Source organism: Cupriavidus metallidurans CH34 (assembly GCF_000196015.1).
Lineage (GTDB): Bacteria > Pseudomonadota > Gammaproteobacteria > Burkholderiales > Burkholderiaceae > Cupriavidus > Cupriavidus metallidurans.
In genome coordinates this window covers 600,695-625,538 of sequence record NC_007973.1, presented here as the reverse complement: position 1 = coordinate 625,538, position 24,844 = coordinate 600,695, and the positions used below count along the sequence as shown (strand labels likewise).

At 64.3% G+C, this 24,844-nt stretch carries 23 protein-coding genes; 14 read left to right on the top strand and 9 right to left on the bottom strand.

The window, feature by feature from the left end:
• Positions 1-3 precede the first annotated feature (3 nt).
• The 6 genes from RMET_RS02945 to RMET_RS02920 all read left to right on the top strand — a co-directional run bounded on the left by RMET_RS02945 (position 4) and on the right by RMET_RS02920 (position 6,002).
• The gene (locus tag RMET_RS02945) at positions 4-1,134 is read left to right on the top strand and encodes an HPP family protein (RefSeq protein ID WP_011515443.1); all 1,131 of its coding nucleotides are present in this window, start codon (positions 4-6) and stop codon (positions 1,132-1,134) included.
• Between the two features lie 86 nt (positions 1,135-1,220).
• Entirely contained in the window at positions 1,221-2,324 is a 1,104-nt protein-coding gene (locus RMET_RS02940; RefSeq protein ID WP_008643578.1) for an AI-2E family transporter, read from the top strand.
• Positions 2,317-3,006 (top strand): paraquat-inducible protein A, encoded by a 690-nt coding sequence (locus RMET_RS02935; RefSeq protein WP_011515442.1) that lies wholly within the window; start codon positions 2,317-2,319, stop codon positions 3,004-3,006. Before RMET_RS02940 ends, RMET_RS02935 begins: the two co-directional genes overlap by 8 nt.
• A complete protein-coding gene (locus RMET_RS02930) occupies positions 3,003-3,794 on the top strand; it encodes a paraquat-inducible protein A (RefSeq protein WP_008640879.1) in 792 nt (263 codons plus the stop codon). The genes RMET_RS02935 and RMET_RS02930 overlap by 4 nt, the downstream gene beginning before the upstream one ends.
• Positions 3,778-5,418, top strand: a complete 1,641-nt coding sequence (locus tag RMET_RS02925; protein WP_011515440.1) for a PqiB family protein — start codon at positions 3,778-3,780, stop codon at positions 5,416-5,418. Before RMET_RS02930 ends, RMET_RS02925 begins: the two co-directional genes overlap by 17 nt.
• On the top strand, positions 5,415-6,002 hold the full coding sequence (locus RMET_RS02920) for a PqiC family protein (RefSeq protein ID WP_011515439.1): 588 nt from the start codon (positions 5,415-5,417) through the stop codon (positions 6,000-6,002). Before RMET_RS02925 ends, RMET_RS02920 begins: the two co-directional genes overlap by 4 nt.
• A gap of 4 nt (positions 6,003-6,006) precedes the next feature.
• Here the strand turns inward: RMET_RS02920 and RMET_RS02915 are convergent, their stop codons facing one another.
• Positions 6,007-6,528, bottom strand: a complete 522-nt coding sequence (locus RMET_RS02915) for a nucleoside 2-deoxyribosyltransferase (protein WP_011515438.1) — start codon at positions 6,526-6,528, stop codon at positions 6,007-6,009.
• A gap of 441 nt (positions 6,529-6,969) precedes the next feature.
• On the opposite strand from RMET_RS02915, the gene RMET_RS02910 reads away from it, so the two are divergent.
• The 3 genes from RMET_RS02910 to RMET_RS02900 all read left to right on the top strand — a co-directional run bounded on the left by RMET_RS02910 (position 6,970) and on the right by RMET_RS02900 (position 10,935).
• Positions 6,970-7,518, top strand: a complete 549-nt coding sequence (locus tag RMET_RS02910) for a fimbrial protein (RefSeq protein ID WP_011515437.1) — start codon at positions 6,970-6,972, stop codon at positions 7,516-7,518.
• Between the two features lie 85 nt (positions 7,519-7,603).
• A complete protein-coding gene (locus tag RMET_RS02905) occupies positions 7,604-8,374 on the top strand; it encodes a fimbrial biogenesis chaperone (protein ID WP_011515436.1) in 771 nt (256 codons plus the stop codon).
• Positions 8,371-10,935, top strand: coding sequence for a fimbria/pilus outer membrane usher protein (locus RMET_RS02900; RefSeq protein WP_029308391.1), 2,565 nt, complete (start codon positions 8,371-8,373; stop codon positions 10,933-10,935). Before RMET_RS02905 ends, RMET_RS02900 begins: the two co-directional genes overlap by 4 nt.
• 203 nt (positions 10,936-11,138) lie before the next feature.
• On the opposite strand, the gene RMET_RS02895 is transcribed toward RMET_RS02900, so the two are convergent.
• Both RMET_RS02895 and RMET_RS02890 read right to left on the bottom strand, forming a co-directional pair.
• The gene (locus RMET_RS02895; protein WP_227874061.1) at positions 11,139-11,933 is read right to left on the bottom strand and encodes a tetratricopeptide repeat protein; all 795 of its coding nucleotides are present in this window, start codon (positions 11,931-11,933) and stop codon (positions 11,139-11,141) included.
• Between the two features lie 23 nt (positions 11,934-11,956).
• Positions 11,957-14,065: a bifunctional 2',3'-cyclic-nucleotide 2'-phosphodiesterase/3'-nucleotidase gene (locus tag RMET_RS02890; RefSeq protein WP_011515433.1), complete on the bottom strand. Its 2,109-nt coding sequence runs from the start codon at positions 14,063-14,065 to the stop codon at positions 11,957-11,959.
• A gap of 262 nt (positions 14,066-14,327) precedes the next feature.
• On the opposite strand from RMET_RS02890, the gene modA reads away from it, so the two are divergent.
• Genes modA through RMET_RS02875 form a run of 3 tightly spaced genes read left to right on the top strand, consistent with a single transcriptional unit; the run spans position 14,328 to position 16,570 of the window.
• Positions 14,328-15,104, top strand: coding sequence for a molybdate ABC transporter substrate-binding protein (modA, locus tag RMET_RS02885; protein ID WP_011515432.1), 777 nt, complete (start codon positions 14,328-14,330; stop codon positions 15,102-15,104).
• Between the two features lie 18 nt (positions 15,105-15,122).
• A complete protein-coding gene (modB, locus tag RMET_RS02880) occupies positions 15,123-15,839 on the top strand; it encodes a molybdate ABC transporter permease subunit (RefSeq protein WP_008640894.1) in 717 nt (238 codons plus the stop codon).
• Positions 15,840-15,847: 8 nt separating this feature from the next.
• Complete coding sequence (locus RMET_RS02875; protein WP_029308392.1) at positions 15,848-16,570, top strand: ATP-binding cassette domain-containing protein; 723 nt, start codon at positions 15,848-15,850, stop codon at positions 16,568-16,570.
• Here the strand turns inward: RMET_RS02875 and RMET_RS02870 are convergent.
• The 5 genes from RMET_RS02870 to RMET_RS02850 form a co-directional block, all read right to left on the bottom strand.
• Positions 16,540-17,079, bottom strand: coding sequence for a class IV adenylate cyclase (locus RMET_RS02870; RefSeq protein WP_011515430.1), 540 nt, complete (start codon positions 17,077-17,079; stop codon positions 16,540-16,542). The two genes, RMET_RS02875 and RMET_RS02870, sit on opposite strands and share 31 nt — an antisense overlap.
• A 6-nt stretch (positions 17,080-17,085) precedes the next feature.
• Complete coding sequence (locus RMET_RS02865; RefSeq protein ID WP_011515429.1) at positions 17,086-17,892, bottom strand: TOBE domain-containing protein; 807 nt, start codon at positions 17,890-17,892, stop codon at positions 17,086-17,088.
• Between the two features lie 110 nt (positions 17,893-18,002).
• Positions 18,003-18,245 (bottom strand): RNA recognition motif domain-containing protein, encoded by a 243-nt coding sequence (locus RMET_RS02860; protein WP_011515428.1) that lies wholly within the window; start codon positions 18,243-18,245, stop codon positions 18,003-18,005.
• Between the two features lie 105 nt (positions 18,246-18,350).
• Entirely contained in the window at positions 18,351-19,130 is a 780-nt protein-coding gene (gene fabI, locus RMET_RS02855) for an enoyl-ACP reductase FabI (RefSeq protein ID WP_011515427.1), read from the bottom strand.
• 90 nt (positions 19,131-19,220) lie between these two features.
• Complete coding sequence (locus RMET_RS02850; protein WP_011515426.1) at positions 19,221-21,485, bottom strand: DUF3141 domain-containing protein; 2,265 nt, start codon at positions 21,483-21,485, stop codon at positions 19,221-19,223.
• 306 nt (positions 21,486-21,791) lie between these two features.
• On the opposite strand from RMET_RS02850, the gene RMET_RS02845 reads away from it, so the two are divergent.
• The gene (locus RMET_RS02845) at positions 21,792-22,742 is read left to right on the top strand and encodes a phosphate acetyltransferase (RefSeq protein ID WP_011515425.1); all 951 of its coding nucleotides are present in this window, start codon (positions 21,792-21,794) and stop codon (positions 22,740-22,742) included.
• Positions 22,743-22,765: 23 nt separating this feature from the next.
• Entirely contained in the window at positions 22,766-23,983 is a 1,218-nt protein-coding gene (locus RMET_RS02840) for an acetate/propionate family kinase (RefSeq protein WP_011515424.1), read from the top strand.
• Here RMET_RS02840 and RMET_RS02835 read toward each other — a convergent pair.
• On the bottom strand, positions 23,980-24,732 hold the full coding sequence (locus RMET_RS02835) for a tyrosine-protein phosphatase (protein ID WP_227874060.1): 753 nt from the start codon (positions 24,730-24,732) through the stop codon (positions 23,980-23,982). The genes RMET_RS02840 and RMET_RS02835 overlap by 4 nt on opposite strands.
• Between the last annotated feature and the right edge of the window lie 112 nt (positions 24,733-24,844).

The window sequence follows — 24,844 nt, the reverse complement described above, 5'->3', positions numbered from 1 at the left end:
TCGATGCCAGCAGCATTCGACTTATCCACTTCCGTTGCCGGAACACGTGCGTGGTTACGCACTTTCGTCCCCATGCCCATCGCGGCGAGCCGCCGCGAGCGCATCAAGAGCTGCATCGGCGCACTGATCGGCCTGTTCCTCACGGAATGGATCTGCCGCCACTTCCTGCAGGGCTTCAACCCGTGGTTCGTGGCGCCGATGGGCGCGTCGGCAGTGCTGCTGTTCGCCGTGCCGGCCAGTCCGCTGGCACAGCCGTGGTCGATCATCGGCGGCAACCTCGTGGCCGCCACGGTCGGCGTGGCCTGCGTGCGCTGGATTCCGGAGCCGGGGCTGGCCGCCGGCGTGGCCGTCGCGGTGGCCATCGCGCTGATGTTCCAGCTTCGCTGCGTGCACCCGCCCAGCGGCGCGGTGGCGATCACCGCCGTGTTTGGCGGACCTGCCGTGCAGGCGCTCGGTTTCGGCTTCGTGGTGGCGCCGGTCGCGATCAACTCGGCGCTGCTGCTTCTGACGGCGCTGGCGTTCAACAACCTCATGCAGCGCCGCTATCCGCACCGGCCGCCCGAGCCGCCCTCGCAGCACCTGACCAAGGATGTGCCGCCCAGCCGGCGCGTGGGCTTCACACGCGCGGACCTGGATGCGGTGCTGGCTGCACGCGGTGAATTCCTGGACATCGAGGAAGACGATCTCGAGGCGATCCTGGTGGCCGCCGAACTGCGCGCCTACTCGCGCCGCTTCGGCGACGTGCGTTGCAGCGACATCATGTCGCGCGACGTGGTGGCCGTGCGCCCCGGCCAGCGCGCGGCCGATGCCGCCGCGCTGCTGGCGCGCCACCACATCAAGGCGCTACCTGTGGTGGACGGCAATCGCCGCCTGCTCGGTATCGTGACGCAGAGCGATTTCTTCCGCGCGCATCGTTCGAACTCGCGCCGTGTCAACGGCACCGTGCGCGATCTGATGACGCGCGTGGTGGTGACCGCGCATGTCGACCAGCCGATGGTGGAACTGGCGCACGCGTTCTCCGATGGCGGGCTGCACCATGTGCCCGTGGTCGATGGAGACCGGCACGTCGTGGGCATGGTGACCCAGTCGGATCTGGTAGCTGCCCTGCTGCGCCGGGACACCACCGCAAACTGAGTGATCGAGGGGAAACCCGGACGGCTCATCGAATTCCGCTATGCTATCGGCGTTCTTATAAAGTGGACGCCCCTGGCCCGCCAAAGATGAGTTCCGGACAACTGATTGAGAAGCTGGCTGCCGTATTCGCGCTGATCGTCCTGATCGGCGGCTCGCTGCTCGTACTCGCGCCATTCGCCACGGCCCTGCTGTGGGGCGCGATCCTCGCCTACAGCTCCTGGCACCCCTATACCGTGCTGACGCGCTGGCTCGGCAACCGCCGCGGCCTGGCCGCGCTGATTTGCGTGCTGATCGCCACCGTGATCGTGCTCGGGCCGTTCGTCTACGCTGGCGCCAGCTTCTCGGCGCACATCGACGAACTGACCGCGCTGGTCAATCGCTATACCGAACACGGTATCCCGCAACTGCCGGACTGGCTCAGCAGCCTGCCGTTCGTTGGCCCGCAGATCGAATCGGCCTGGAACAAGGTCATCACTGCCGACTCCGAGACCGTGGCCAGCCTGCGCAAGCTGATTGCGCCGGTGGGACACGCGCTGCTCGGCGCCGGCCTGTCGATCGGTGCCGGTCTCGGCCAGCTCGCGCTGTCGATCGTACTGGCGTTTTTCTTCTATACCGGTGGCGAATTGGCCGTGGACTGGGTACGCGGCGGCATGCGCCGTGTGTCCGGCGACCGGGCCGACCACTTGCTGTCACTGGCCGGCAGTACGGTCAAGGGCGTGGTCTACGGCGTGCTCGGCACCGCTTTTGTGCAAGCCGTGCTGGCCGGCATCGGGTTCTGGATCGCTGGCGTGCCCGGCGCGGCGATTCTCGGCTTCATCACGTTCTTCCTTTCCGTCGTGCCGATGGGCCCGCCGCTGGCCTGGATTCCCGCCGCGTTGTGGCTCTATCACACCGGCGAGACGGGCTGGGCGATCTTCATGGTGGTCTGGGGCGCCGCAGTGGTCGGCATGGCCGACAACGTCATCAAGCCGCTGCTCATCAGCAAGGGCACCGGCCTGCCGCTCATCTGGATCATGATGGGCGTGCTGGGCGGCGCGCTGGCCTTCGGCTTCCTGGGCGTCTTCATCGGACCGACCGTGCTGGCCGTGGCGTACGCGCTGCTGCGCGACTGGACCATCGGCAACCAGGAACGCGCGAGCGTGACCGCCGTCACGGCGCCGCCGCCGTCCCAACTGACCCCGGATGCCTGAGCACCACGGCCCTGCGGCGTCGGCGTCCGCGCCGGCGCCGGACCTGCGCCACCTCGTGGCCTGCGAGTACTGCGACGCGCTCTACGAGCGTGCGTCGCTCGCGCCCGGCGAACGCGCCAACTGCCTGCGTTGCGGCAGCGAGCTCTATCGCGAAAGCACCCGCGCCTATCGCCGCCTGCTGCCGCTCGTGTTCACCGCACTGATCCTGTTCGTGATCTCGAACACGTATCCGATCGTCGAAATGGACCTGAAGGGCGTACGCACCGAGACCACGCTCTGGGGCGCGGTGCAGGCGCTCTACTCGGACCAGATGACGCTGGTGGCCATGCTGGTGTTCGCCACGACGATCCTGTTCCCGCTCTCCGAGATGCTGATGATGTGCTACCTGCTGGTGCCGATGGCACAGCGGAAGATGCCGCACGGGTTCGACGCCATCGTGCGTGGCATCCGTCAGACCCGGCCCTGGGGCATGATCGAGGTATTCATGATCGGCGTGCTGGTCACGCTGGTGAAGCTGTCGACCATGGCGGAAGTGCTGCCCGGCGTGGCGCTGTGGTCGTTCGGCGCGCTGGTGGTGGTGCTGGCCGCGATGCTGTCGTTCGATCCCCGCGACCTGTGGCATTACCTGGAAACGCCGGATGGAGATGACACCCCGCCCGGCGCGCAGGAGCCCACGCCATGAGCCAGCCATCACGCCCATCGCGCCCATCACGCACGGCCATGGCACGCGACCAGATCGCGCGGTCACGGCGCGTGGCCGCCGATGTGATGGCGGAGCTGACCGACGACGACGAACGCACCCCGCTGGCAGAGGTACCCACCGCATCCTCACGCGGGTTGCTGTCGTGCCATGCATGCGACCTGGTGAGCCCCATCACGCTCGAAGGCGAACCGTGCCCACGCTGCGGCGCCACGCTACACCGCCGCAAGCCGGCCAGCCTGGCGCGCACCTGGGCCTTCCTGCTGGCCGCGTACATCCTCTACATCCCGGCCAACCTGCTACCGGTGATGGTCACCGAGTCGATCCTGGGCGTGCAGCGCGACACCATCCTGTCCGGTGTGCTCTATCTGTGGCTATCCGGATCGCACATGCTGGCTGGCGTGGTGCTGATCGCGAGTATCGTCGTGCCGCTGCTGAAGATGATGATCCTGACGCTGCTGCTGATCTCGGTGCACATGAAATCTACATGGCGCATCCGCCAGCAGACCAAGCTGTACGGGCTGGTCGAAGTCATCGGCCGCTGGTCGATGCTTGATATCTTCGTGGTGGCGCTGCTGGCCTCGCTGGTGCGCGCGGGCGCGCTAGCCACGATCATCCCCGGCGCCGGCGCGCTGGCATTTGCCTCGGTGGTCGTGATGACCATGCTGGCATCGCTGAGCTTCGACCCGCGCCTACTTTGGGACTCGCTCGAGACCCCGAACCCCTCTTCCATCGAATTGCCGGAATCCGACAATGCCCGATCACGATAGTCCCTCCCCGCCGCCGACCTCCGGTGGCGTGCCCCAGCCCGCGCGCAAGCGTCGCGCCCGCTGGCTGCCATCGCTGGTGTGGCTGATCCCGATTGTCGCCGCCGTGGTCGGCGTCTCGCTGCTGATCAACACGCTCGCCTCACGCGGGCCAGAGATCAACGTCACCTTCCGCTCCGCCGACGGGCTGACACCGGGCAAGACCGCCGTGCGCTACAAGGACGTCGACATCGGCCTGGTCAAGTCAGTGCGGCTCGCGTCCGATCGCTCGCACGTGATCGCGTCGATCGAGCTGACAAAGGACGCCGAGAGCTTCGCCGTCAAGGACACGCGTTTCTGGGTGGTGCGCCCGCGCTTTGCGATCAGTGGCGTATCCGGCCTGGAAACGCTGCTCTCGGGCGCCTACATCGGCGTGGATGCCGGCAAGTCACGGGAAAGCACGCGCAACTTCATCGGTCTCGAAGTGCCACCCGTGGTCACCGCCGACGCGTCCGGCCGCCAGTTCGTGCTGCGCGCCCAGGACTTGGGCTCGCTCGATATCGGCTCGCCGGTCTACTATCGCCGCGTGCAGGTAGGCCAGGTGGTGGCGTACCAGCTCGACCCGAACGGGCGTGACATCTCGCTGCGCGTGTTCGTCAACAAGCCGTACGACAAGCTCGTCAATGGCGACACCCGCTTCTGGCACGCCAGCGGCGTCGACCTCAAACTCGATGCGAACGGCCTGAAGCTTTCCACGCAATCGCTGGTCACGGTGCTGTTGGGCGGCGTGGCCTTCCAGGCGCCGGACAACTCCACCGCAACGCAACCGGCGTCCGAGAATACGCAATTCCTGCTGGCATCGGACCAGTCAGAGGCGATGAAGGAGCCTGAAGAACTGGCGCCAGCGCTGGCAGTGCTGAACTTCGACCAGTCGGTGCGCGGCCTGTCGCCGGGCGCGCCGGTCGACTTCCGCGGTGTGATCGTGGGCCAGGTGCGCTCGATCGGCATCGAATACCAGCGCGACAAAAAGGCATTCCGAATGCCCGTAGTGGTGGAGTTCTACCCGTCGCGCATGGGATTCCGGGAGCGCGATGTGTCCGACGAGGCCAAGAAGCGCAGCATCGTGCAGGGCCTGGTCAAGCGCGGCATGCGCGCGCAACTGCGCACTGGCAACCTGCTGACCGGTCAGCTCTACGTGGCGCTCGACTTCTTCCCGAAGGCGCCACCGCCGAAGGACCTCGACCTCAACGCGACAATGCCGGAACTGCCGACCACGCCGGGTACCTTCGATGAGTTGCAGGCCAAGCTCGGCGACATCGTCAACAAGATCGACAAGGTGCCGTTCGATCAGATCGGCCAGGATCTGCGTACCAGCGTGGTGTCGATGAACAAGATGCTCGATAACGCCGACAAGCTCGTGACCCAACTGCACGGCGATGTAGCGCCCCAGGTACTCGCCGCGCTGCAGGATGCACGACGTACGCTGAACGCCGCCAATGGCACGCTTGCATCGGACGCGCCGCTGCAGCAGGATACGCGCCGCATGATGCAGGAACTGACGCGCACGGCCGTGTCCCTGCGTGCGCTGACCGACTATCTCGAGCGCCATCCCGAGGCGCTGTTGCGTGGGAAGACGGAGAAGGAATGATGAAACGCTCGCTGATGCTTCTGGCGCTGGCCGCCGCGCTGCTCAACGGCTGTGCATCGCCGGAGCCCCGCTACTACACGCTCGCATCCACAGCCGCACCGGCCGCCACGCCCCCGACACCCGGCACGCAGCCCATCTGGATCGAGGTGTCGCCGGTCAGGGTGCCGGAGCGCCTGAACCGCACCCAGCTCGTGGTAGCCGACGGCAACGCTGGCGTCGTGAAGATGCTGGACCTGTCGCGCTGGTCCGCGCCGTTGCCGGACGAGTTGCGCGATGCGCTGTCACAGCAGCTTCAGGCGAAACTCGGTGCCGTGGATATCTATCAGCAGGGCCTGTCCGAAGTGGAACCGGTCTATCGCGTGACCACGGAAGTAGTGCGGCTGGATGCGGACCCTGGCCAGCGCGCCAGCGCTTCGATCGCCTGGACCGTACGCCGGCTGCCCGATGGCAAGGTCCTGGGCGGCCGCACGGAAGCCGAGCTGCCCGCGCCCGGTCAGGTGGATGGCGTGGTGAACGCCTATCGCCAGATCGTCGCGGCAACCGCGGCCGACATCGCCGCCGGCGTGCTATCCCTGCGCCGCTGAGGCGTCAATCCCTCCGGACCGCCAGTTGGCGGTCCGCTTCGGCCATCGCGGCCAGGCACGCTTCGGCATCCCCCGTCACCCGCCGCACGCTGCAAGCCAGCATCAGGTTCATCGACAAGCCGAAGTCCTCCACCACATAACCGCGCGCATCGCGCGCGTTCCCGTCGGCATCGGTCCTGACACGCACACGATCCAGCAACGTGCCGGCATCGGCCGCATAGCCCCAGACGGGCTTCTCCAGCGCCACGGCAAACCCAACCTCGAACGCAGTACCGCTGTCTGGCTCCCCCGACCCGCGGAAGTCGTCGAGATTCGCCATCACGACATCGGCGCGACGAATCAACGCGATGTTGGCCTCGTAGATCCATTGTGCCGTGGCTGACCCCGACAGCCCCGACGGCGCCGCCTTGTCCAGCGGATACAAGCCTTCATAGCCATACCGCATACACAGCGCCTTCAGCTGTTCACCCCAGTCGCGCGCGTCCTCGCGGAACACATCAAAGCCGGCGAGATAGACCATCTTCATGGCATTTCCTCCATATGGAACGACGCAAGAATAGCGCAGAGGTGCGCGCCTTTCATTTCTGATCCCCGCCAGAAACAAATTTAGTGAAATTACGATTTACTTGTAAATCCAATATTGATTGTCCGTGAAGGCGCAAGGAAATTTCTTGCCTCCCATGCGTCGCATTTAGCCTACACAACCGCTCTCGCCGACACATTCAATCGGAACTCTCCCAAGAAAATCAAAAATTCAAGATAAATACGATTAAAAGAATTTCCCAAAGCCAATAGTCTTTGACCTTGTCAGGAAGACGCGATGCATAGCGACTTCACTAGCGAAATACCGGGGATATCCGCACGGAATGTGCGGCTTCTTATTCCGGATACAGCTGCCTTCGCTCGCTATGCGGATCTCCGCGATTCGCCTTGACAGCCACCAATCACATCAATATTCGAGGTCAATGTGAAACATATTCGAACAAAGATCCTTGCCACATCCCTGCTCCTTGCCGCGTTGAGTCCGACTGCATTTGCCGCGGATGGCACCATCGTCTTTACTGGCGAAATCAAGGGTCAAACCTGCTCCGTCGCGGGCGAAGGCAGGCCCGCCGGCGACTTCACCGTTGTGCTGCCCAACGTTCCATCCTCGCTGCTGAACACCGGCGGCAACATCGCAGGTAACACGCCTTTCGCTATTACGCTCTCTAACTGCACAGCATCCCTCAAGAAAGCGGCGGTTTACTTCGAAGCCGGCGGAAACGTGGATGCCGTCACCGGCAACCTGAATAACAACGCTGCCACCAACGGCGCAAAGAACGTCCAGATCGCCCTGTCGAACAACGATGGGAGCCCCATCAAACTAGGGGCCGCGTACCACGCGCAGAACTCGAAAACCGTGGACATTGCAGGCGGCAATGCAACACTGCGGTACCAGGCCCAGTACGTGGCAACTGGCACAGCCTCAGCCGGCCTAATCAGCACTACATTGAGGTACTCCGTCGTGTACCCGTAAGTCGGATCATCTAACCAGCCTATACCTGCCGGCATGCGCATACATGCCGGCACCTCCAGCCGTGCCCCTCCAGTAGTCGTTCATCATGTTCAAGACTTCAATCTGCCGCGCAGCCATTGCTGCCGTCCTCCTGGCAATGACTGCGCCTGGAACCCTTGCGTCCGTGGTTTTGACCGGTACCCGCGTCATCTACCCGGAGTCGGAGCGGGAAGTCAGCCTCAAACTCACCAACGAAGGAGACGCACCCTCCCTGGTACAGGCATGGATCGACGACGGCGACCCCAATGCGACGCCGGAGAACGCGAAATCACTATTCGTACTCACGCCGCCGCTGTTTAGACTGGACGCAAAGAAAGGTCAGACGCTACGCATCATTCAACTCCAGCAAGCGCTGTCTCGCGATCAGGAATCGCTGTTCTGGCTCAACGTTCTCGAAGTCCCGCCAATCGCATCCAGCAGCAAGGATCCGCAGAATTCGCTTCAGTTTGCCTTTCGGTCACGCATCAAGCTGTTCTTCCGTCCAACGGGATTGCCTGGCGACGCGGACAGCGCGCCCACCAAGGTTACCTGGCGCTTCGTACGCAAGGATGACGGCCATCATGTACTGACTGCAACAAATCCAACGCCGTACCACATCACCTACACAAAGGTCGAGGCAACCTCTGGCGGGCATGTGTACAGCAATGATGCCGGAGCAATGGTAAATCCCGGCGGCACAGTCGAGTTTGCCATCGATGACGCGTCGCCCGTGTCCGGCGAACCCGCGCAGGTCAGTTACACGTTTATCTCGGACTATGGCGCCGGTGTATCTGGCGTCCACAATGCGAAGCCAACACAGGAAGCGAAAGGGCAATGACGATGCGCACTCGGAAGCCGCGCGCCTCGCGCGCTCTGGCTGCGCGTTGGATCCTGGCCACCGCTCTGCCCACCGCGGTATTTGCTAATGAACCCGGCAAGACGGCCACCATCGCAGCCGTCAAGTTCAATTCAGATTTTCTGAAACGTTCCGATGGCACCAGCGTCGATGTCAGCCGGTTTGCGTTTGGCAACCCCATCTCACCTGGCGACCATGCGGTCGACATCTACCTGAACGGATCGTGGGTTGGTCGAGAGACAGTGCGATTCCGGTCCCGGGACGAGGTTGTCGGCCCATGCATGGACCGATCGCTCATTACCCGGTTGAATCTCGACGAACAGGCGCTGCCACCCGCCAGCCGCAATGCGATAGCGCAGGCCGTCAGTGGCGAATGCACTCGCCCATCGGACATCTCGGAAGACCTCACCTGGTCGTTCAACCTCAATGACCTGCGTCTCGACATCGGCGTGGCGCAGGCATTGTTACGCCGCACGCCGCGCGGCAGCGTCAGCCCAGAGCTCCTGGATGATGGCGTCCCGTCCGCGACGGTCGCCTACAATTTCAACACGTTCCACACTACTGGTAGCTCATCTGTCACTTCTACCTACCTTGGCATCGATTCCGGATTAAACATCGGTGCCTGGCACCTGCGGCAGCGCTCCTCGATGAGTTGGCAGTCCATGGGCCAAAGCACCTACGACTACCAGAACATCGCGACCTATTTGCAGCGGGATATATCGCGCCTGCGTAGTCAGCTCACCGTTGGCGATGCCTACACGGATGGAGCCGTCTTCGACAGCTTTTCCGTGCGCGGCGTGAATCTGGCCAGCGATGACCGGATGCTTCCTGACTCCGCACGCGGCTATGCGCCACTGGTGCGAGGCGTCGCCCGCTCCAATGCGCGTGTCACGGTCACGCAGAATGGCAACAAGCTCTATGAAACGACCGTGGCGCCAGGACCGTTCGAGATCAAGGATCTCTACGCCACCGGTTATGGCGGCAATCTGCTCGTCACGGTGACAGAAGCCGACGGCAGCCAAAGCAGCTTTACCGTGCCCTATGCATCTGTGGCTCAGCTTCTACGGCCCGGTATCACGCGGTACTCGGCCACGGTTGGGGAGTACCGCGATGGCTCGCGCACGTCTTCCCGCCGCGAGAAACTGGTCCAGGGTACGGTGCAGCACGGGTTCAACAACTTCGTAACGGGCTATGCCGGGCTAGTCCTCTCGGAGGGCTACCGGGCGGGCCTGATCGGCGCGGCCTTGAATCTGCCCATTGGCGCATTCGCGCTGGATGCGACCCATGCCCACGCCTCGATCGACCAGGTTGACAACACCAGCGGACAAAGCGTGCGCCTCAGCTACAGCAAGTTCGTGCCGTCAACTAGCACGAGTATGTCACTCGCCGCCTATCGCTATGCGACCCGTGGCTTCTGGACGATGAGCGACGCATTCACGGCTCGCGCCAGCGGTGGCAATGCCCGCGCCGTGGACCGCCAGCGCAGCCAGGTCCAACTCACGCTGAATCAGAGTCTCGGAGATCGCTGGGGCAACTTCTATCTCACAGGCACTTCCGCGGAATACTGGAATCGGGGCGGTACTGCGCTGATGTTCCAGGTGGGCTACAGCAACTCGCTGCGTGTGCTGGGACTGCCGATGACCTACAACATCGCGGCCTCACGCCAACGCGAGGCGATGACCGGCCGGTTCACCACCCAGGTTTTCGCCAGCCTCACCGTACCGCTGGGCAAGAGCAGCCACGCCCCGATGCTGTCGTTCGGCGCCACGCATAGTGACAGCCAATCCTCGCAACAGATGCGGCTGAGCGGCACTGCACTCGAGGACAACGCCTTCACCTATGGCCTGAACGTCGACCGTTCGCCGAACACAACCACCGGCGGTGGCAACGTACAGTACCGGACGCCTTACACCACCGTTTCCGCTTCTGTCAGCGGCGGCGGCGGTTACACGCAATACTCGGGTGGCCTGCAAGGCGCCCTGGTCGCCCACCAAGGAGGCATCACACTTGCCAACTTCCTTGGCGACACCATCGGCATCGTCGAAGCAAAGGGCGCTACCGGCGCGCGCGTCGCCAATGCGACGGGCGTCAGGATCGACGCATTCGGCTACGCCATTGTGCCGTACCTCCAGCCTTACAACATGAACACGATCGAGATAGATCCACGCGGGATACCGCTGGATGTATCGCTGGACGCGACCAGCGCCCAGGTAGCGCCGCGCGCGAACGCAGCGGTAAAAATCAAGTTCGCCGCGCTCAGCGGACGCGCCGTCATCATTTCAGCCAGCCAGCCCGATGGAGCGCCTTTGCCCTTTGGCGCATCAGTGCGCGATAGGGACAATGCCGAAATCGGCGTGGTTGGCCAAAGCGGCATCATTTTCGCGCGTGGCATCGAAGACACCGGACGCTTGCAGGTGTCCTGGGGCACACACTCAGCGCAACGCTGCACGATCGAATATCGGCTGCCGGAGAAGGTCCGCAATGCGACATCATTCACGCAGATCCGATCGGTATGCCAGCCCGACGCAAAGGGGGAATCGTGAATGCCGATACTGCTATCAGATCGCGCCAAATGTTGCCAACCATCGCCGTGACTAGGCTTGGCCTGATCACTATCGGCGCAATGTCAACGCCTCGCACGCGAACTATTGCACGCAGCAACTCTCCGGCCCGTTGTCATTACCACGCTGACGGACATCACCTCGCCAGGCAATCGTTCATCATGAGCTATCAATAGCGGCGGGGCTTACGGATTGATCGCCGGATGCTTCAGTGCATGCGCAGCCTCGGCCAGATGCTGGCGGTAGTTGCTCTCGTCTCGCGAGAGGCCAAGTTCTCCGCTGCGATAGGCCATCGCCAGCGCCTGGATCGAGGCCGGATGCTCCCGCTCGGCGGCAGCCTCGTACCAGGACACCGCAGTAGCATCATTACGCGGCACGCCATCGCCCTCTCGGTAGGCATTGGCCAGCAAGAACATGGCCTGCGCAACTCCACCGTCGGCAGCCACTCTGAACCAGTGCGCGGCGGCAGCCGGGTCCGCTGTGTGGCCATAGCCACCACGATAGAGCAGCCCCAGGTAATACGCCGCGCCAACATCGCCCACCCTTGCCGCCGCGCCGAGTTCGCGCCATGCGACAGGCAAGTCCGTACGACCGGACGCCAACTCACCTAGCATCGCGGCTTTGCCAAGCAGGAACTGCGCGCGGGTGTGGCCGCTCGCTGCCGCCAGGCTAAGCCAGTGCTCCGCTTGCGCGCGGCTCTCGGTGTCCGTCCGGGACAGTAGTGTTTCACCGAGAGCCGCACATGCCGCAATCTCGCCCGCCGCGGCTGCGCGCTGCAGCCGCGACAGTGCGGCGGCATCATTCGCCGAGGTCGCCATCAACTGCCATCGCGCGATCTCGCTTTGACGCACGTCCGATTGCTGTCGCCACATGGCGGCGCCAGCGACTCCAGCGGCCGCAACGGTTACAGCCAGCGTGGCCGCCACAAACAGCGGGTGGATGCGAGGAAAGCGCCGCGGTGCGGCCATAGTTGTTGGCATGGCGTGCATGGTCAATCAGTCAATCACAAGCTGAGATCGAGCTTGTACTGCGACAGGTTCTTGCCGGACCCATCGTCTGCCTTGTCGAGCGAGATATTGGTCAACCCAGCGTCGGTTGCCTGCTGCAGCATCCCGATACCCGAGCTGAACACCACCTTGCCCGTGGTGGTCACCTTGGTGAACTTCCAGCTACGCGCGCTGCCGTTGACCATGCGTGTGACATTGGCCACCTTCTTGATGTAGCTGATCAGCACATCGCGGTTGGCATCTGGCGAGGCATAGATCGTCTTGGTGCCATCGAGGCCCGGGAAGTTGCCGCCCCCGCTGGCACGATAGTTGTTGGTAGCCACGATGAAGTTCATCGCCGCGGTCACCGGCGCGCCCTTGTACGTCAGGTTCTTGATACGGCTGCCAACCGGCTGCGTCACGTCGATCTCATACTGCATGTCCGGATCGGTGAACATGTCGAAGTTGTAGCCCGGGAAGGTGCTGATCAACTGCTGGTCGGTCGTCTTGGCCGGGTCGATCTGGTTGAAGCGCTTGGCCGCGGTTTCCAGCCATGCCTTCACATCGTCGCCGTTGACCTTCACCGCGTACACCGTGTTCGGGTACAGGTAGAGATCGGCCGCGTTGTTGATGGCCAGGTTGCCGGACGCCACGTCGGTATAGTCGCTGCCACCGCCAAAGCCGCTCTTGAACGGGGCCGAAACCGACAGCACGGGCAGCGAGGCCAGCGCTGGCAGGTTCGCGGTGACGTAGTCCTTCACGTAGGCAGCCTGTGCCATGTTGACGATCTGAATCGCACCCGGATCACCCACGTCGGCGAAGTAGCTCGACATGCGGTAATTGGTACTGCCGATCGGCGTCTTCACGTATTGGATAGTTGCCTGGTGCTCGGTGTCGATCATCGGCGCCACGCTGGCGTCGGCCGTCACATAGGTCTTGTCGGCGTTCTGGGTCGAGCGCGCCTCCACAGTGGTCTTGGTGCGATCGACGCTCCAGCTCTTGCCGTCGTGGTTCAGCGACAGGTTGATCACGCCCAGGTGCTTGCCCCAGTAGTTGGCCATCACGGTCGGCACGCCGTTGACCGTGCCCTTGACCTTGTCCACGCCCGGCAGGTTGAACTGGCCGACCGTGCTGTTGGCATCCGGGAAGATCTGGTGCGAGTGGCCGATCAGCATCGCGTCCACGCCAGCCACCTTCGACAGGTGATAGCTGCCGTTCTCCATCGTCGGCGAGTAGGTCGAGTTATCCAGGCCACCATGCGAAATCACGACGACGAGGTCGGCGCCCTTGGCGCGCATCTCGGGAATGTATTTCTGGGCCGTCTCCACCAGACCTTCGGTGTAGACCTTGCCGTCGAGCCAGCGCTTGTCCCAGCTCATGATGGCCGGCGGCGCGAAGCCGATGATGCCAACCTTGATCGGCGCGGTGACCGTCTTGCCGTCCGGGCCGGTAGCCGTCAGCGTCTTGCTCAGGATCGCGTACGGCTGGAACAGCGGCGCGCGCGTCTTGACGCTGTAGACGTTGGCCAGCACCTGCGGAAACTTCGGGCCCGCGCATGCGGTCTGGGTGGCAGGATCGGGCAGGCCGTCCACGTTGAACTTGCTGCCGGTGACCTGGCTCAGGTACTGCAACCCATAATTGAATTCGTGATTGCCGATGCCACCGCCGTCAAAGCCAGCGGCGTTCATCACCTTGTACATCGCCAGGGTCTCGGTGCACGAGACCGGCTTCACCAGTGCCTGATAGTCCGAGAGCGCGGTGCCCTGGATCGTGTCGCCGTTGTCGAGCAACAGGCTGTTCGGAAACTCCTGCCGCGCGGACTTGATCAGCGTCGAGACGCGCTCGAAGCCCAGCGACTTGTCCTCGGCCAGCTTGAAGTAGTCATAGCTCAGGACGTTGGTGTGGAGGTCGGTGGTCTCGAGCAGCGCCAGCGTGGACTTGGTACCTGCGACGATCGCCGCCGGGGTGTCGCCACCGTTGTTACCGCCGTTGCCACTGTTTCCGCTATTGCCGCCGTTGTTGCCGGAGGTGGAGGACGAGGGGTCGTCTGAGCCGCAGGCGGCCAGCGCGGTCACCCCCACCAGCAAGGCCGCGAGCGTCGCGGCCTGGATGCGATGGAGTTGCATGTTTCGGGTTCCCTGATTGATTTGTTTTGGTTTTGGTGCAGCCACGGAATTGTCGGCAACCGCGATGGCAGGAAAGTGGCGAAATCGCGTCATTCGCGTGACAAACGCCACGGATGTCTGCGAAGTCAGGGAATGCACAAATCGCGCGCCAGACTATTCCAAATGGCTGAAGACCCTTATCCATCCGGGCAATTGACGGTGCGCTATATACCCGCTTATATTGCGCGAGGTAACGATCGCGCACACCGCACCCCTTCACGCCATGACCTTCCGCACCCTGCCCTTCCTGCGCCGCGCCGCCTGCGTCGGCGCCGCCCTGGCCCTGACCGTCGCCGCACCGTCGGCCTTTGCCGCCGATCTCGTGGTCTCCGCCGCCGCCAGCCTGACCAACGCGTTCAAGACGCTGGCCGAGCAGTACGAGCACGCCCACCCGGATACCAAGGTGGTGCTGAATTTCGGCGCTTCGGACGTGCTGATGCAGCAGATCATCAAGGGCGCGCCGGCCGATGTGTTCGCGTCCGCCGACCAGACCGCCATGGACAAGGCCGAGGCCGAGAAGGTCGTGCAACCGGCCAGCCGCAAGGACTTTGCCGCCAACCAGGTAGTGCTGATCGTGCCGCAGGACAGCAAGCTCGGCATCGGCTCGCTCAAGGACCTGACCCGCGCCGACGTCAAGCGCGTGGCATACGGCAATCCGTCGTCAGTGCCGGTGGGCCGCTATACCAAGGGCGCGCTCGAGGCCGAGGGCCTTTGGGATGCCGTGGCGGCCAAGGGCGTGCCGGCCCAGAACGTTCGCCAGAGCCTGGACTACGTGGCGCGCGGCGAAGTCGACGCCGGCTTCGTGTTCGCCACCGATGCGGCGATCATGCCGGAGAAGGTCAAGGTGGCGGTGCGCGTGCCAAATCGCACGCCGGTCACCTACCCCATCGCCGTCACCACGCAGACGAAGCAGGCCCAGCAGGCCACCAGCTTCGTCCAGTACGTACTGTCGTCCGAGGGCCAGGCCGTGCTGGCCAAATTTGGATTCCAGAAACCGTAACAAGGTCTGATTGCTGTCATGGATGCCGTCTGGGTACCGCTGTTGCTGTCGCTCAAGGTAGCGGGCTGGGCCACGCTGCTGAACGCCATTCTTGGCGTGGCGGCCGCCTATGCGATATCGCGCTGGCGCTCGTCCGCGCGAGATGTGGTGGATGCCATCCTGACACTGCCGCTGGTTCTCCCACCCACCGTGCTCGGCTACTACCTGCTTGTGCTGGTGGGTCGGCGCGGCGTGTTTGGCGCATGGCTGGACCGGATCGGGATCGAGCTTGTATTCACATGGCAGGGCGCGGTGCTGGCGTCGACCGTGGTGGCATTTCCGCTCGTGCTGAAGTCCGCGCGCGCCGCGTTCGAAGGCGTCGATCACCAGCTTGAGAATGCCGCCCGGGTGCTGGGCGTATCGGAGACCGGCATCTTCTTTCGCGTCACGCTGCCGATGGCGCTGCGCGGCATCTCCGCTGGCGTGGTGCTGGCGTTTGCGCGGGCACTGGGCGAATTCGGCGCCACACTGATGGTGGCCGGCAACCTGCCGGGCCGCACCCAGACGCTCTCGGTGGCCATTTATGAAGCCGTGCAGGCTGGTGACGACAACACTGCCAACCTGCTGGTGCTGGTGACGTCGGTCACATGCATCGTGCTGCTGGTGGTGGCCGGCCGGCTTGTGCCGCCCGCCGCGCGTGGCGTTGGCGAGGTCTACGAGCGACGCGCCTTCCGGCGCGAAGCCGTGGGCAAGTGAGGCCCGCCATGAGTATGCAGATCACCATCCGCAAGCGCCTGGTGTCGCGAGATCGCCAGTTCGCGCTCGACATCGGATTTGAGTCGGACAGTCACCGCATTGCGATGTTCGGCCCCTCCGGCTCTGGCAAGACCCTGACACTGCGCGCCATCGCCGGGTTGCTGGCGCCGGAAAGCGGGCGCATCGTACTCAACGGACGCACGCTGTTCGACAGCGAATCCGGCATCGACCTGCCGCCCCAGGAGCGCCGCGTGGCGTACCTGTTCCAGGACTACGCGCTGTTTCCGCATCTGACCGTGGCGCAGAACATCGCGTTCGGTCTGAACCACGGCTGGCGCAATCCCCGGCGGCGCGAGTTGCCGCCAGAGGCCGCGCACTGGGTCGATGCCTTCGGCTTGCGCGAGATCGTGAATCAATATCCGGCCGAGATCTCGGGCGGTCAGAAGCAGCGCGTGGCGCTGGCCCGCGCGCTGGCGCCCAAGCCGGATATCGTTCTGCTCGACGAACCGTTCTCGGCGCTGGACCCGGCGCTACGGTCGCGTATGCGCGAAGAGCTGCTGTCGCTGCAGGCGAACCTCGATGTGCCAATGGTTGTGATTTCGCACGATCCGCAAGACGTCGAGATCCTGGGCGACCACGTGCTCGAGATTCGCGAGGGCCGCATCTTTGGCAGCGGCACCGGCAAGCGGCATCCGCCGGTCTACGCGCCCCTGCCCGCACGCGTGGCCTGATCCGAAGTCAGCAGATCGACGTAGGCGCCTTCGATCAGGGCGTCATGGTTCACGCCCAGCCGCGCCATCAGTCCATGCGCCTCGGCGACGCCGGCTTCCGCTGGCTCACCTTCGCGCAGCACCACTTCCAGTTCCAGAAAGTCGCCCAATCCTTCCACGCGATCGAGATGCACGCGCGTGCGACCGACGAGGAACAGTGTCCGCACCTTGCGCACGCGTCCACGCTCGCCGTGGGCCGAGACCAATGCGGCTCGCAACGTGTCGGGCGACGCCGTCGGGGACAGGATGTAGAAACTTTCCTTCGGCCCCGTCTGGTCAGGCCGCGAATAGAAGATCAGTTGCCCTTGATCGGCACTGAACGCGCGCAGCTTGAGCCTGCCGTTCGGGCACGGGAAGAATGTGTCATCCTGCTCGATCAGTTCCGGGCCATGATCCGCGACAGCGGCGGCGCGCGGGATCAACGCCTCGACGCAGGCGATGCGTGCCTTGATTTCGATATTGCGTGCCATGCTGCTCTAGCCCACCGTCCCGAGGATCACGCTCGACGCCTTGAAAATGGCCACCGCACGCGTGCCCACCTTCAGATCGAGTTCCGTCACCGCTGCATTGGTGATGATGGCCGCGACCGTGCCGCCGCCATCGAGATCGAGCACTACCTCGGCATTGACCGCGCCCGGCTGCACGCGCGAGACCACGCCCGGCAACTGGTTACGCGCCGACAGCCGCACGTTGGGGTCGGGCAGGCCGATCATCACCGACGATGCCTTGACGAGCGCGAACGCCTCGGCGCCGGCCGCCAGGCCCAGGGTCTCCACGCTCTCATGCGTGATAGTGGAAACAACGCGCTGACCACCCGGCAGCGCCAGCGTGACTTCATCGTTGACGGCCCCGCCGCGAACCGCTTCCACGCGGCCGAACAGCTTGTTGCGCGCACTGGTCTGGACCATGAATCGCCTCATCAGGTGAAGGTCGTCGGCATCCGCATCGCTCAATGCGCTCCCGACCTTGTCAAGGTAGGCGACGAAGCGGGCGTGCTCGGCCTCCATCGCATGGTAGGTGCGGATCAGGCGCTCGGCGCGTTCGGTCAGTCGGGTACCGCCCCCGCCCTTGCCGCCAGCCGCGCGCGAAACCAGCGGCTCGCCGGCGCTGTTGTTCATGGCGTCGATGGCGTCCCAGGCAGCCTTGTAGCTGATGCCGACGGCGCGCGCCGCGGCCGTGATCGAGCCATGTTCGCCAATGGCAGCCAGCAGCGCGATGCGGTCCTTGCCGCCCCAATCATGCGTGCCGGCGCGAAACCAGATCGCTCCCTGGAGTTCGAGCATGTGCTAACGGTGTGGGAAGTGAAAGATAGCGTATGGTACCGCCAGCCGACACCGCGCCGATACGGCACTGACACCAGTGCCGTATCGGCGCGGCATTCACGCGGCATCCACTAGTTCTGGTGCGCCGGGATGTACCAGCGCATGATGCTGCCGGCGAAGTACTGTTTGTCGAGCTGGCGCAACAGCCGCCAGGCCGTGAAGGCGTCGACGTCCAGATCCACCCATGCCCATGGATGATCGGCGTCACCCTCGCGCATGATCTCGATCGAGATGACGCGGGCGTAAATCTTGAGCTTCTCGCGCAGCATATCCGCCGTCACATCTCGATGCAGCCCGCGGATCAGTACCTGCATGGCGGCCTCTCTCTCGGTGCGTTGGCATTGGGTGTATTGTAGGCCGCGCTCCGCGTCACGTCGTGTGCCTTATGCGCTGATCGCACACAGCGTCGCCCCATCCTGTCAGGCCATCACGTGCACACCGCCATCGACGTACACGGTGTTGCCCGACAGCCGTCGCGCGTACGGCGTAGCCAGGTAGGCGGTGGCGAAGCCAACATCCATGATGTCGACCAGTTCGCCCAACGGCGCGCGCCCCGCCGCCTCGGCCAGCAGAGCGTCGAAGTCCTTGAGCCCCGACGCCGCGCGCGTCTTCAGCGGCCCGGGCGAGATCGCGTGCACGCGGATGTTGCGTGGCCCGAGCTCATAGGCCAGATAGCGGCAACTGGCTTCCAGCGCGGCCTTTACCGGCCCCATCAAGTCATAGTTCGGCACCACGCGGTTGGCACCGTCGTAGCTCATCGCGAACATCGTGCCGCCGTGCGGCATCAGCGGCACTGCGCGGCGCGCCATGCGAATGAACGAGTGGCAGGAGACATCCATCGCCCGTGCGAATCCGGCGGCCGATGAATTGAGCAGTCCGCCCTGCAGGTCGGCCTTCGGCGCGAAAGCCACGGAATGGACCAGGGAATCCAGCTGCCCCCATTCTGCTGCGATACGCGCGAATAGCGCGTCCATCTGTGTATCGTCCTCGACATTGAGCGGCATCAGGATCGGCGCCTCCACCTGGCGCGCCAGTGGCTCCACGTACGGTAGCGCCTTGTCGTTGAGATAGGTCAGCGCGATCTCGGCGCCCATTTCCCGGAACGCCCGGGCGCAGCCCCAGGCAATCGAGTCCTCGTTCGCCACGCCCACGACGAGCACGCGCGCCCCTGCAAGGGGTGGATTCGGTACTTGCACCATCGGATTCTCCGGCGAAGCTACGTGATGAGCGATACACGACCACCGCCCCGCCTCCGGCACGCAGAGGCGGAGCAAAACGGTAATCGTGAATCAGGTCTTGGCGTCGGCGTCCGCCTCGCGCGTGGCCTTGCCGTGATCGGTACCCATCACGTCAGCGACCTTGCGATAACGCTCCATCCACTCGCCCTCGAGCGGGCCACCGACAGTCAGCACGCGATGCGCCAGCACCATCACCCGGCGGCGCTCCTTCATGTCCGGCACGAGTTGTGGCAGCGTGCGCAGCGCGGCCTCGGGGTCGAGACTGACTACATAGCTCTGACGCCGTACCGCGTCCTTGAACTCGGCCAGCGTGAAACGCTCGTCGGGCGGGTTTTCCACCGCCAGCTTGCGTAGCAGGTTGAATGGACGTTCCTCGATGGCGGACTTGCCCGCCGTCACGTAGGCCAGGATACGCAGGAATCCATCGACCAGCGTGCCCTCGCCGATCCGGGACAGCGCCTCGCGACGGCGAAGTTCCGCCACCTCCGTGCGCAGCGCGCTAACGGCGGGCGACTCGGCGCGCTCGGTATCCACCTTCATGCCGAACAGGGCCGGCAGCCACGGCGTGGCGTAGATCGACGAGAACGCCTGTTCCTGCCAGGCATCGCGCATATCGCGGTACAGGTCGAGCGAGCGCACGATCTGGTCGGAAATCGCGGTCTGCATGGCCAGGAACGGGTTGTCGGGTGACACGGGCTGGCGCGCTTCGCGCACGGCCGGCGCCATCGCGCTCACCCATTGCATCCACGGATTGGTGTCACCTTCCAGCGAGCGTTCAAGCCGCGTCGGATGCACCGCCCGAATCACCTCCGCCATCGACTCGTTCGACATCGCGCGCAGGAACGGCGAGGCAAACGTATCGTAGAGATGCTGGTTGATCTCGGCCACGCGGCGCACCACCTGGAACGGCAGTTCGTCGTCCCGGCCGTCGTCGAGCGCCAGGATGTCGTCGATCGTGCGCCGTTCGAAGCGCACCATGTAGCGGCCTTCGATCAGATCCTTGTGCGACGTGCCCGGCGCGATGTCATCGATCTTCGCTTCGTACAGGCCCGGCGGCAGCACGTCGATCAGGTCCAGCGCGCAGAAGAGTTCCGAGTGTTCCTTGTTGGCCACGCTGCCCGATACGAAGATGCCGAGGTGGCCGATCGAAGGATGCAGGCAATAGACGATGGTCTGGTCGTTGGCGACGATCTCGTCAACGTTCGCGTAGAGATCGGGAATCCAGTTCAGCGCCTGCTGCGGCGGCGTGATGTTGTCGCCCCAGGAGGCAAACACGATCACCGGCGAGCGCACGTTCCGCAGGTCGATCACCGTCTTGCCGTCGTTGCTGCGCACCTCACCCGCTGTGAGATGGTTGCCGACGAACAGGTTCTGCACGATCCAGTCGATCTCTCCCCGGTTCATCAGGAAGTGGCCGCCCCACCAGCGCTCGAACTCCAGGAAACGCGGACCCTCGGTATCGGCCTTGGCATAAACGTTGTAGAGCTTCGACCAGAACGTGTTCGCGGGATCGAGCTTCTCGAAGTTCTGGACGAGCCAGGCGCCGTCGAAGCGGCCATTGCCCAGATCCGCAGCCAGCGATGCCAGCCAGGTGCCGCCAAGCAGGCCACCCGAGTACCGCATCGGATTCTTGCCACGCACTCCGGACCAGTACGCCACAGGCGCGCCAGCCAGCAGGATCGGGCCGGTGACTTCCGGCGCGGCAGCCGCCAGCATCAGCAGGGCCCAGCCTGCCTGACAGTTGCCGACGACGAATGGCTTGCCGGGCGCATCGGGGTGGCGCTCGGCGACCGCCTGCAGAAACAGGCCTTCCGTACGCGCGACGTCCTCGATCGTCTGCCCCGGGCAAGGATCGCGGAAGAACGTGATGAAGTAACACGGATGCCCACTGCGCAGCGCGTTGCCAATCTCGCTGTCGGACTTGAACCCGCCGATGCCGGGACCGTGCCCCGCGCGGGGGTCCATCACCACGAACGGCCGCTTGGCCGGGTCCGTCGGTTGCCCTTCAGGTGGCACGATGCGAACCAGCGCGTAGTTGACCGGCGTCGGCAAATCGCGACCGTCGATCAGTACCTCGTAGTCGAAAACCAGCACTGGCGGCATACCACCGCGCTCGTGCTCCGCGGTTTCATTGCCGCGCTGCCGAAGGATGTCGAGGAACAGGATCGAGCGTTGCCACGCATCGAGGCCGTACTCCCATGCGGCGTGCGCAATGGCGGTAGGCGGAACTGGTGGAAGAAACCCGGCGAGCGCGGTCGCGGCCGGTGAGGGTGCCTCCGCTGTCGATGTGACAGCGGTCGGTTGACGTGCGGTCATTCCGTTTCTCCCAGTCTGGATAGGCGGAGTCAGGGTGTCGCGGCAAGAGGTGTCGCCCGGATGACCGATAGATCAGCGCCGGTGCGCTTGCTGCGATGCAACACCGAAAATCTACCAGTGTCGCGGCGACATGGCAATTGGCCGAAGCGCCACTCCGAACATATCGGTCACCCATGACATATGCGTGTCATCGTAGCAGTTGGAACATTGGCATATACTTTGCCGCAAGACGTTTGCGCAATGCAGCATCCGTGGCCCCCAGGATGCCTGCCCTCCAAAACCGTTTGGTTCCTGGGAACGCTGCCTATGCCGACCACACCGTCCACCGACAAGTACGCCCAGCTGCTCGCGCGTTGCGAGGGGCTGCCCCCCATCCCCACCGCCGTCGCGCATCCGTGCGACCAGTCATCGCTCGATGGCGCACTGGAAGCTGCACGACTTGGCCTGATTACTCCGCTGCTGGTTGGTCCCGAGTGGCGCATCCGGCAAGTGGCGGAGGAGCACGGCCTGACCCTCGGCGATACCCCGATCATCGACACGCCTCACAGCCATGCTTCGGCCGAAGCCGCCGTGGAAGCCGTGCGCTCGGGCCGCGCCGAACTGCTGATGAAGGGCAGCCTCCATACCGATGAGTTGCTGCACGCCGTGACGCGCAGCACCAGCGGTTTGCGCACGGAACGGCGCCTTTCGCATGTCTTCGCGATGGACGTGCCGACCTATCACAAGCCGCTGTTCATCACGGACGCCGCGGTCAACATCTTCCCCACGCTGAACGAGAAGGCCGACATCGTGCGCAACGCCATCGACCTCGTGCGCATTCTCGGCGTCGAGCGCCCCAAGGTGGCGATTCTCTCGGCCGTGGAAACAGTGACGGACAAGATCCCGTCGACGATCGACGCCGCCGCGCTGTGCATGATGAGCCTGCGCGGGCAGATCGAAGGCGGCCTGCTCGATGGTCCGCTGGCGTTCGACAACGCCATCAGCAAGGCCGCGGCCGAAACCAAGGGCATCCATTCCGAAGTGGCCGGCGACCCCGATATCCTGCTCGTGCCGGACCTCGAAGCCGGCAACATGCTCGCCAAGCAGCTCACGTTCCTGGCCGGTGCGGAAGCGGCTGGCATCGTGCTTGGCGCGCGCGTGCCGATCATCCTGACCAGCCGCGCCGACAGCGTGCGCGCGCGCATTGGTAGTTGCGCGATCGCCGTGCTCATCGCCCATGCACGCCGTGTTGCCACCGAGGCAGCCGTCAAGGTCTGAAGCCACTTACGGAGATTCGCCGCGTGACCACTGCTCATCCCGTCATCCTCGTCGTCAACGCTGGCTCGTCGAGCGTCAAGATTTCCATCTTCTCCGTGCCGGAGGCTGCTCACGAGGACGTCGAAGTCCTGCCCGCGCAGCTTGCGCACGGTCAGATCGAAGGTATCGGCGTGGCGCCGCATATCGAGGGGCGCCTGGCCGATGGAACCGTCGTCGCCGACGAGCGCTTTCCCGTGGAGCTGGTGCCCGATCACGATGCGGCGTTCCGCCTGATCCAGGCCAGGCTGCAGGAAGGCCTGCGCGACACGCCGCCGGTAGCGATCGGCCATCGCGTGGTGCATGGCGGCATGGACTTTGCCGACGCCGTGCGCATCGACGACAACGTGATCGCCAGGCTCGATGCGCTGGTACCGCTGGCACCGCTGCACCAGCCACACAACCTGACGGCGATCCGCGCGGTGCGGGCCGCCGCGCCCGACCTGTTGCAGGTGGCGTGCTTCGACACCGCGTTCCACGCCGGGCACGATCCGATGGCCCAGTTGATGGCGCTGCCCTACGAGTACTACGAGCAGGGCATCCGGCGTTTCGGCTTTCATGGGCTGTCCTACGCGTATATCGCGCGCCGGCTCAAGCAGGTGGCGCCCGACTTGGCCGAGGGCCGCGTGATCGTTGCCCACTTCGGCAATGGCGCGAGCCTGTGCGCGATGCGCGGCGGCAAGAGCGTGGAATCGACCATGGGCCTCACGGCGCTGGACGGCATGCCGATGGGCACGCGCTGCGGCACGATCGACCCCGGCGCGGTGCTGTGGCTGGCGGCGCAAGGGATGACGCCCGACGCAATCCAGGCGATGCTCTATGGGCAATCTGGCCTGAAGGGTATCTCCGGCGTCAGCAGCGACATGCGCGCACTGCTGGCCAGCGATACGCCGCGCGCGAAGCTGGCCGTGGACTTCTACGCCTATCGCGCCGCACAGGAAATCGGCAAGCTCGCGGTCACGCTGGGTGGCCTGGATGGACTGGTCTTCACGGCTGGTATCGGCGCCAACTCGCCGGACGTGCGCGCACGCGTCTGCGCGCACCTCACCGATCTCTTCGGCATCTCGCTGGATGCCGCGGCCAATGGCGACAACTGCCAGCGCATCAGCAGCGACACAAGCCGCGTGCCGGTGCTGGCGCTGCAGACGGACGAGGAAGGCATGATCGCCCTCTCGACCGCGAAGATCCTGCTAAACGGCGGCTAATCTTCGAGGTAGTGCCCGCGTAGTTGCCCCACATCGATGCGCAGGTCATCGGCAAGAAATTGCTCCACACTGCCGTAGGCCCGCGCAATCGCATCCATCGATGCTTCCAGGTATTCGGGCCGCACTTCGAGCAACGGCATGATGACGTCCGCGTCGACCCCGATCGGGGCCACGCGCGCCAGCACATCTTCGTTGAGGCGGCGATTCCAGTGATTGGATTCGAGGTAATTGGCAACGATTTCGTCCTGCGACACGCCAAGCGCCGATAGCAACAGCAACGACGCAAAGCCTGTGCGGTCCTTGCCTGCGGTGCAGTGATAGAACAGCGTGCGGCCGGCCTCGGCATGACGCAGGAACGCGCCGAACGCCTCGCGGTAGCGCACCGGAAAATCGCGGTACACATCGAGCATGAAGTCTCGCATCTGTGTGGGCGTGCTTGCACGCAGGCGCGGCACCAGCACATCCATCGCCATGCTGCCCTCCAGCACCGGCACCGCGAGCCAGTGAAAGCGCTCGCCGAAAGCGGCCTCGGCAGGCGACTTCTCGCCGGGAGACCGGAAATCGACAACGATATCCAGATCGAGCGAATGCAGGCGATCGAGATCGGCGGCCGAGGCCAGCGCGGGATTCGCGCTGCGATAGAGCTTGCCCGACCTGACGCGACGGCCGGATAAACCGGCCAGTCCGCCAAGGTCACGCGCGTTGGGGATCGTCTCCAGCCCCAGCGAGGGGCGTGTGTCGTGATTCATATTATTGGTCATTTCGCATAAGCGTGCGGTCAAGCACGCCTTCCAAAAACGTTCAGCATCGGCTTCAATTATTTCAGATCGCCGCATCGAAGGACAGGTGCCACGTACGGCT

What these genes read in the sequence shown, in the direction of transcription:
- RMET_RS02935 (WP_011515442.1), top strand. Translation starts at nt 2,317, where the DNA reads ATGCCTGAGCACCACGGCCCTGCGGCGTCGGCGTCCGCGCCGGCGCCG.
- RMET_RS02895 (WP_227874061.1), bottom strand. Translation starts at nt 11,933, where the DNA reads ATGCCAACAACTATGGCCGCACCGCGGCGCTTTCCTCGCATCCACCCG.
- RMET_RS02875 (WP_029308392.1), top strand. Translation starts at nt 15,848, where the DNA reads ATGAGTATGCAGATCACCATCCGCAAGCGCCTGGTGTCGCGAGATCGC.
- RMET_RS02835 (WP_227874060.1), bottom strand. Translation starts at nt 24,732, where the DNA reads ATGAATCACGACACACGCCCCTCGCTGGGGCTGGAGACGATCCCCAAC.
- RMET_RS02925 (WP_011515440.1), top strand. Translation starts at nt 3,778, where the DNA reads ATGCCCGATCACGATAGTCCCTCCCCGCCGCCGACCTCCGGTGGCGTG.
- RMET_RS02900 (WP_029308391.1), top strand. Translation starts at nt 8,371, where the DNA reads ATGACGATGCGCACTCGGAAGCCGCGCGCCTCGCGCGCTCTGGCTGCG.
- RMET_RS02940 (WP_008643578.1), top strand. Translation starts at nt 1,221, where the DNA reads ATGAGTTCCGGACAACTGATTGAGAAGCTGGCTGCCGTATTCGCGCTG.
- RMET_RS02930 (WP_008640879.1), top strand. Translation starts at nt 3,003, where the DNA reads ATGAGCCAGCCATCACGCCCATCGCGCCCATCACGCACGGCCATGGCA.
- RMET_RS02865 (WP_011515429.1), bottom strand. Translation starts at nt 17,892, where the DNA reads ATGCTCGAACTCCAGGGAGCGATCTGGTTTCGCGCCGGCACGCATGAT.
- RMET_RS02890 (WP_011515433.1), bottom strand. Translation starts at nt 14,065, where the DNA reads ATGCAACTCCATCGCATCCAGGCCGCGACGCTCGCGGCCTTGCTGGTG.
- RMET_RS02845 (WP_011515425.1), top strand. Translation starts at nt 21,792, where the DNA reads ATGCCGACCACACCGTCCACCGACAAGTACGCCCAGCTGCTCGCGCGT.
- RMET_RS02905 (WP_011515436.1), top strand. Translation starts at nt 7,604, where the DNA reads ATGTTCAAGACTTCAATCTGCCGCGCAGCCATTGCTGCCGTCCTCCTG.
- fabI (WP_011515427.1), bottom strand. Translation starts at nt 19,130, where the DNA reads ATGGTGCAAGTACCGAATCCACCCCTTGCAGGGGCGCGCGTGCTCGTC.
- modA (WP_011515432.1), top strand. Translation starts at nt 14,328, where the DNA reads ATGACCTTCCGCACCCTGCCCTTCCTGCGCCGCGCCGCCTGCGTCGGC.
- RMET_RS02860 (WP_011515428.1), bottom strand. Translation starts at nt 18,245, where the DNA reads ATGCAGGTACTGATCCGCGGGCTGCATCGAGATGTGACGGCGGATATG.
- modB (WP_008640894.1), top strand. Translation starts at nt 15,123, where the DNA reads ATGGATGCCGTCTGGGTACCGCTGTTGCTGTCGCTCAAGGTAGCGGGC.
- RMET_RS02920 (WP_011515439.1), top strand. Translation starts at nt 5,415, where the DNA reads ATGATGAAACGCTCGCTGATGCTTCTGGCGCTGGCCGCCGCGCTGCTC.
- RMET_RS02945 (WP_011515443.1), top strand. Translation starts at nt 4, where the DNA reads ATGCCAGCAGCATTCGACTTATCCACTTCCGTTGCCGGAACACGTGCG.
- RMET_RS02850 (WP_011515426.1), bottom strand. Translation starts at nt 21,485, where the DNA reads ATGACCGCACGTCAACCGACCGCTGTCACATCGACAGCGGAGGCACCC.
- RMET_RS02915 (WP_011515438.1), bottom strand. Translation starts at nt 6,528, where the DNA reads ATGAAGATGGTCTATCTCGCCGGCTTTGATGTGTTCCGCGAGGACGCG.
- RMET_RS02870 (WP_011515430.1), bottom strand. Translation starts at nt 17,079, where the DNA reads ATGGCACGCAATATCGAAATCAAGGCACGCATCGCCTGCGTCGAGGCG.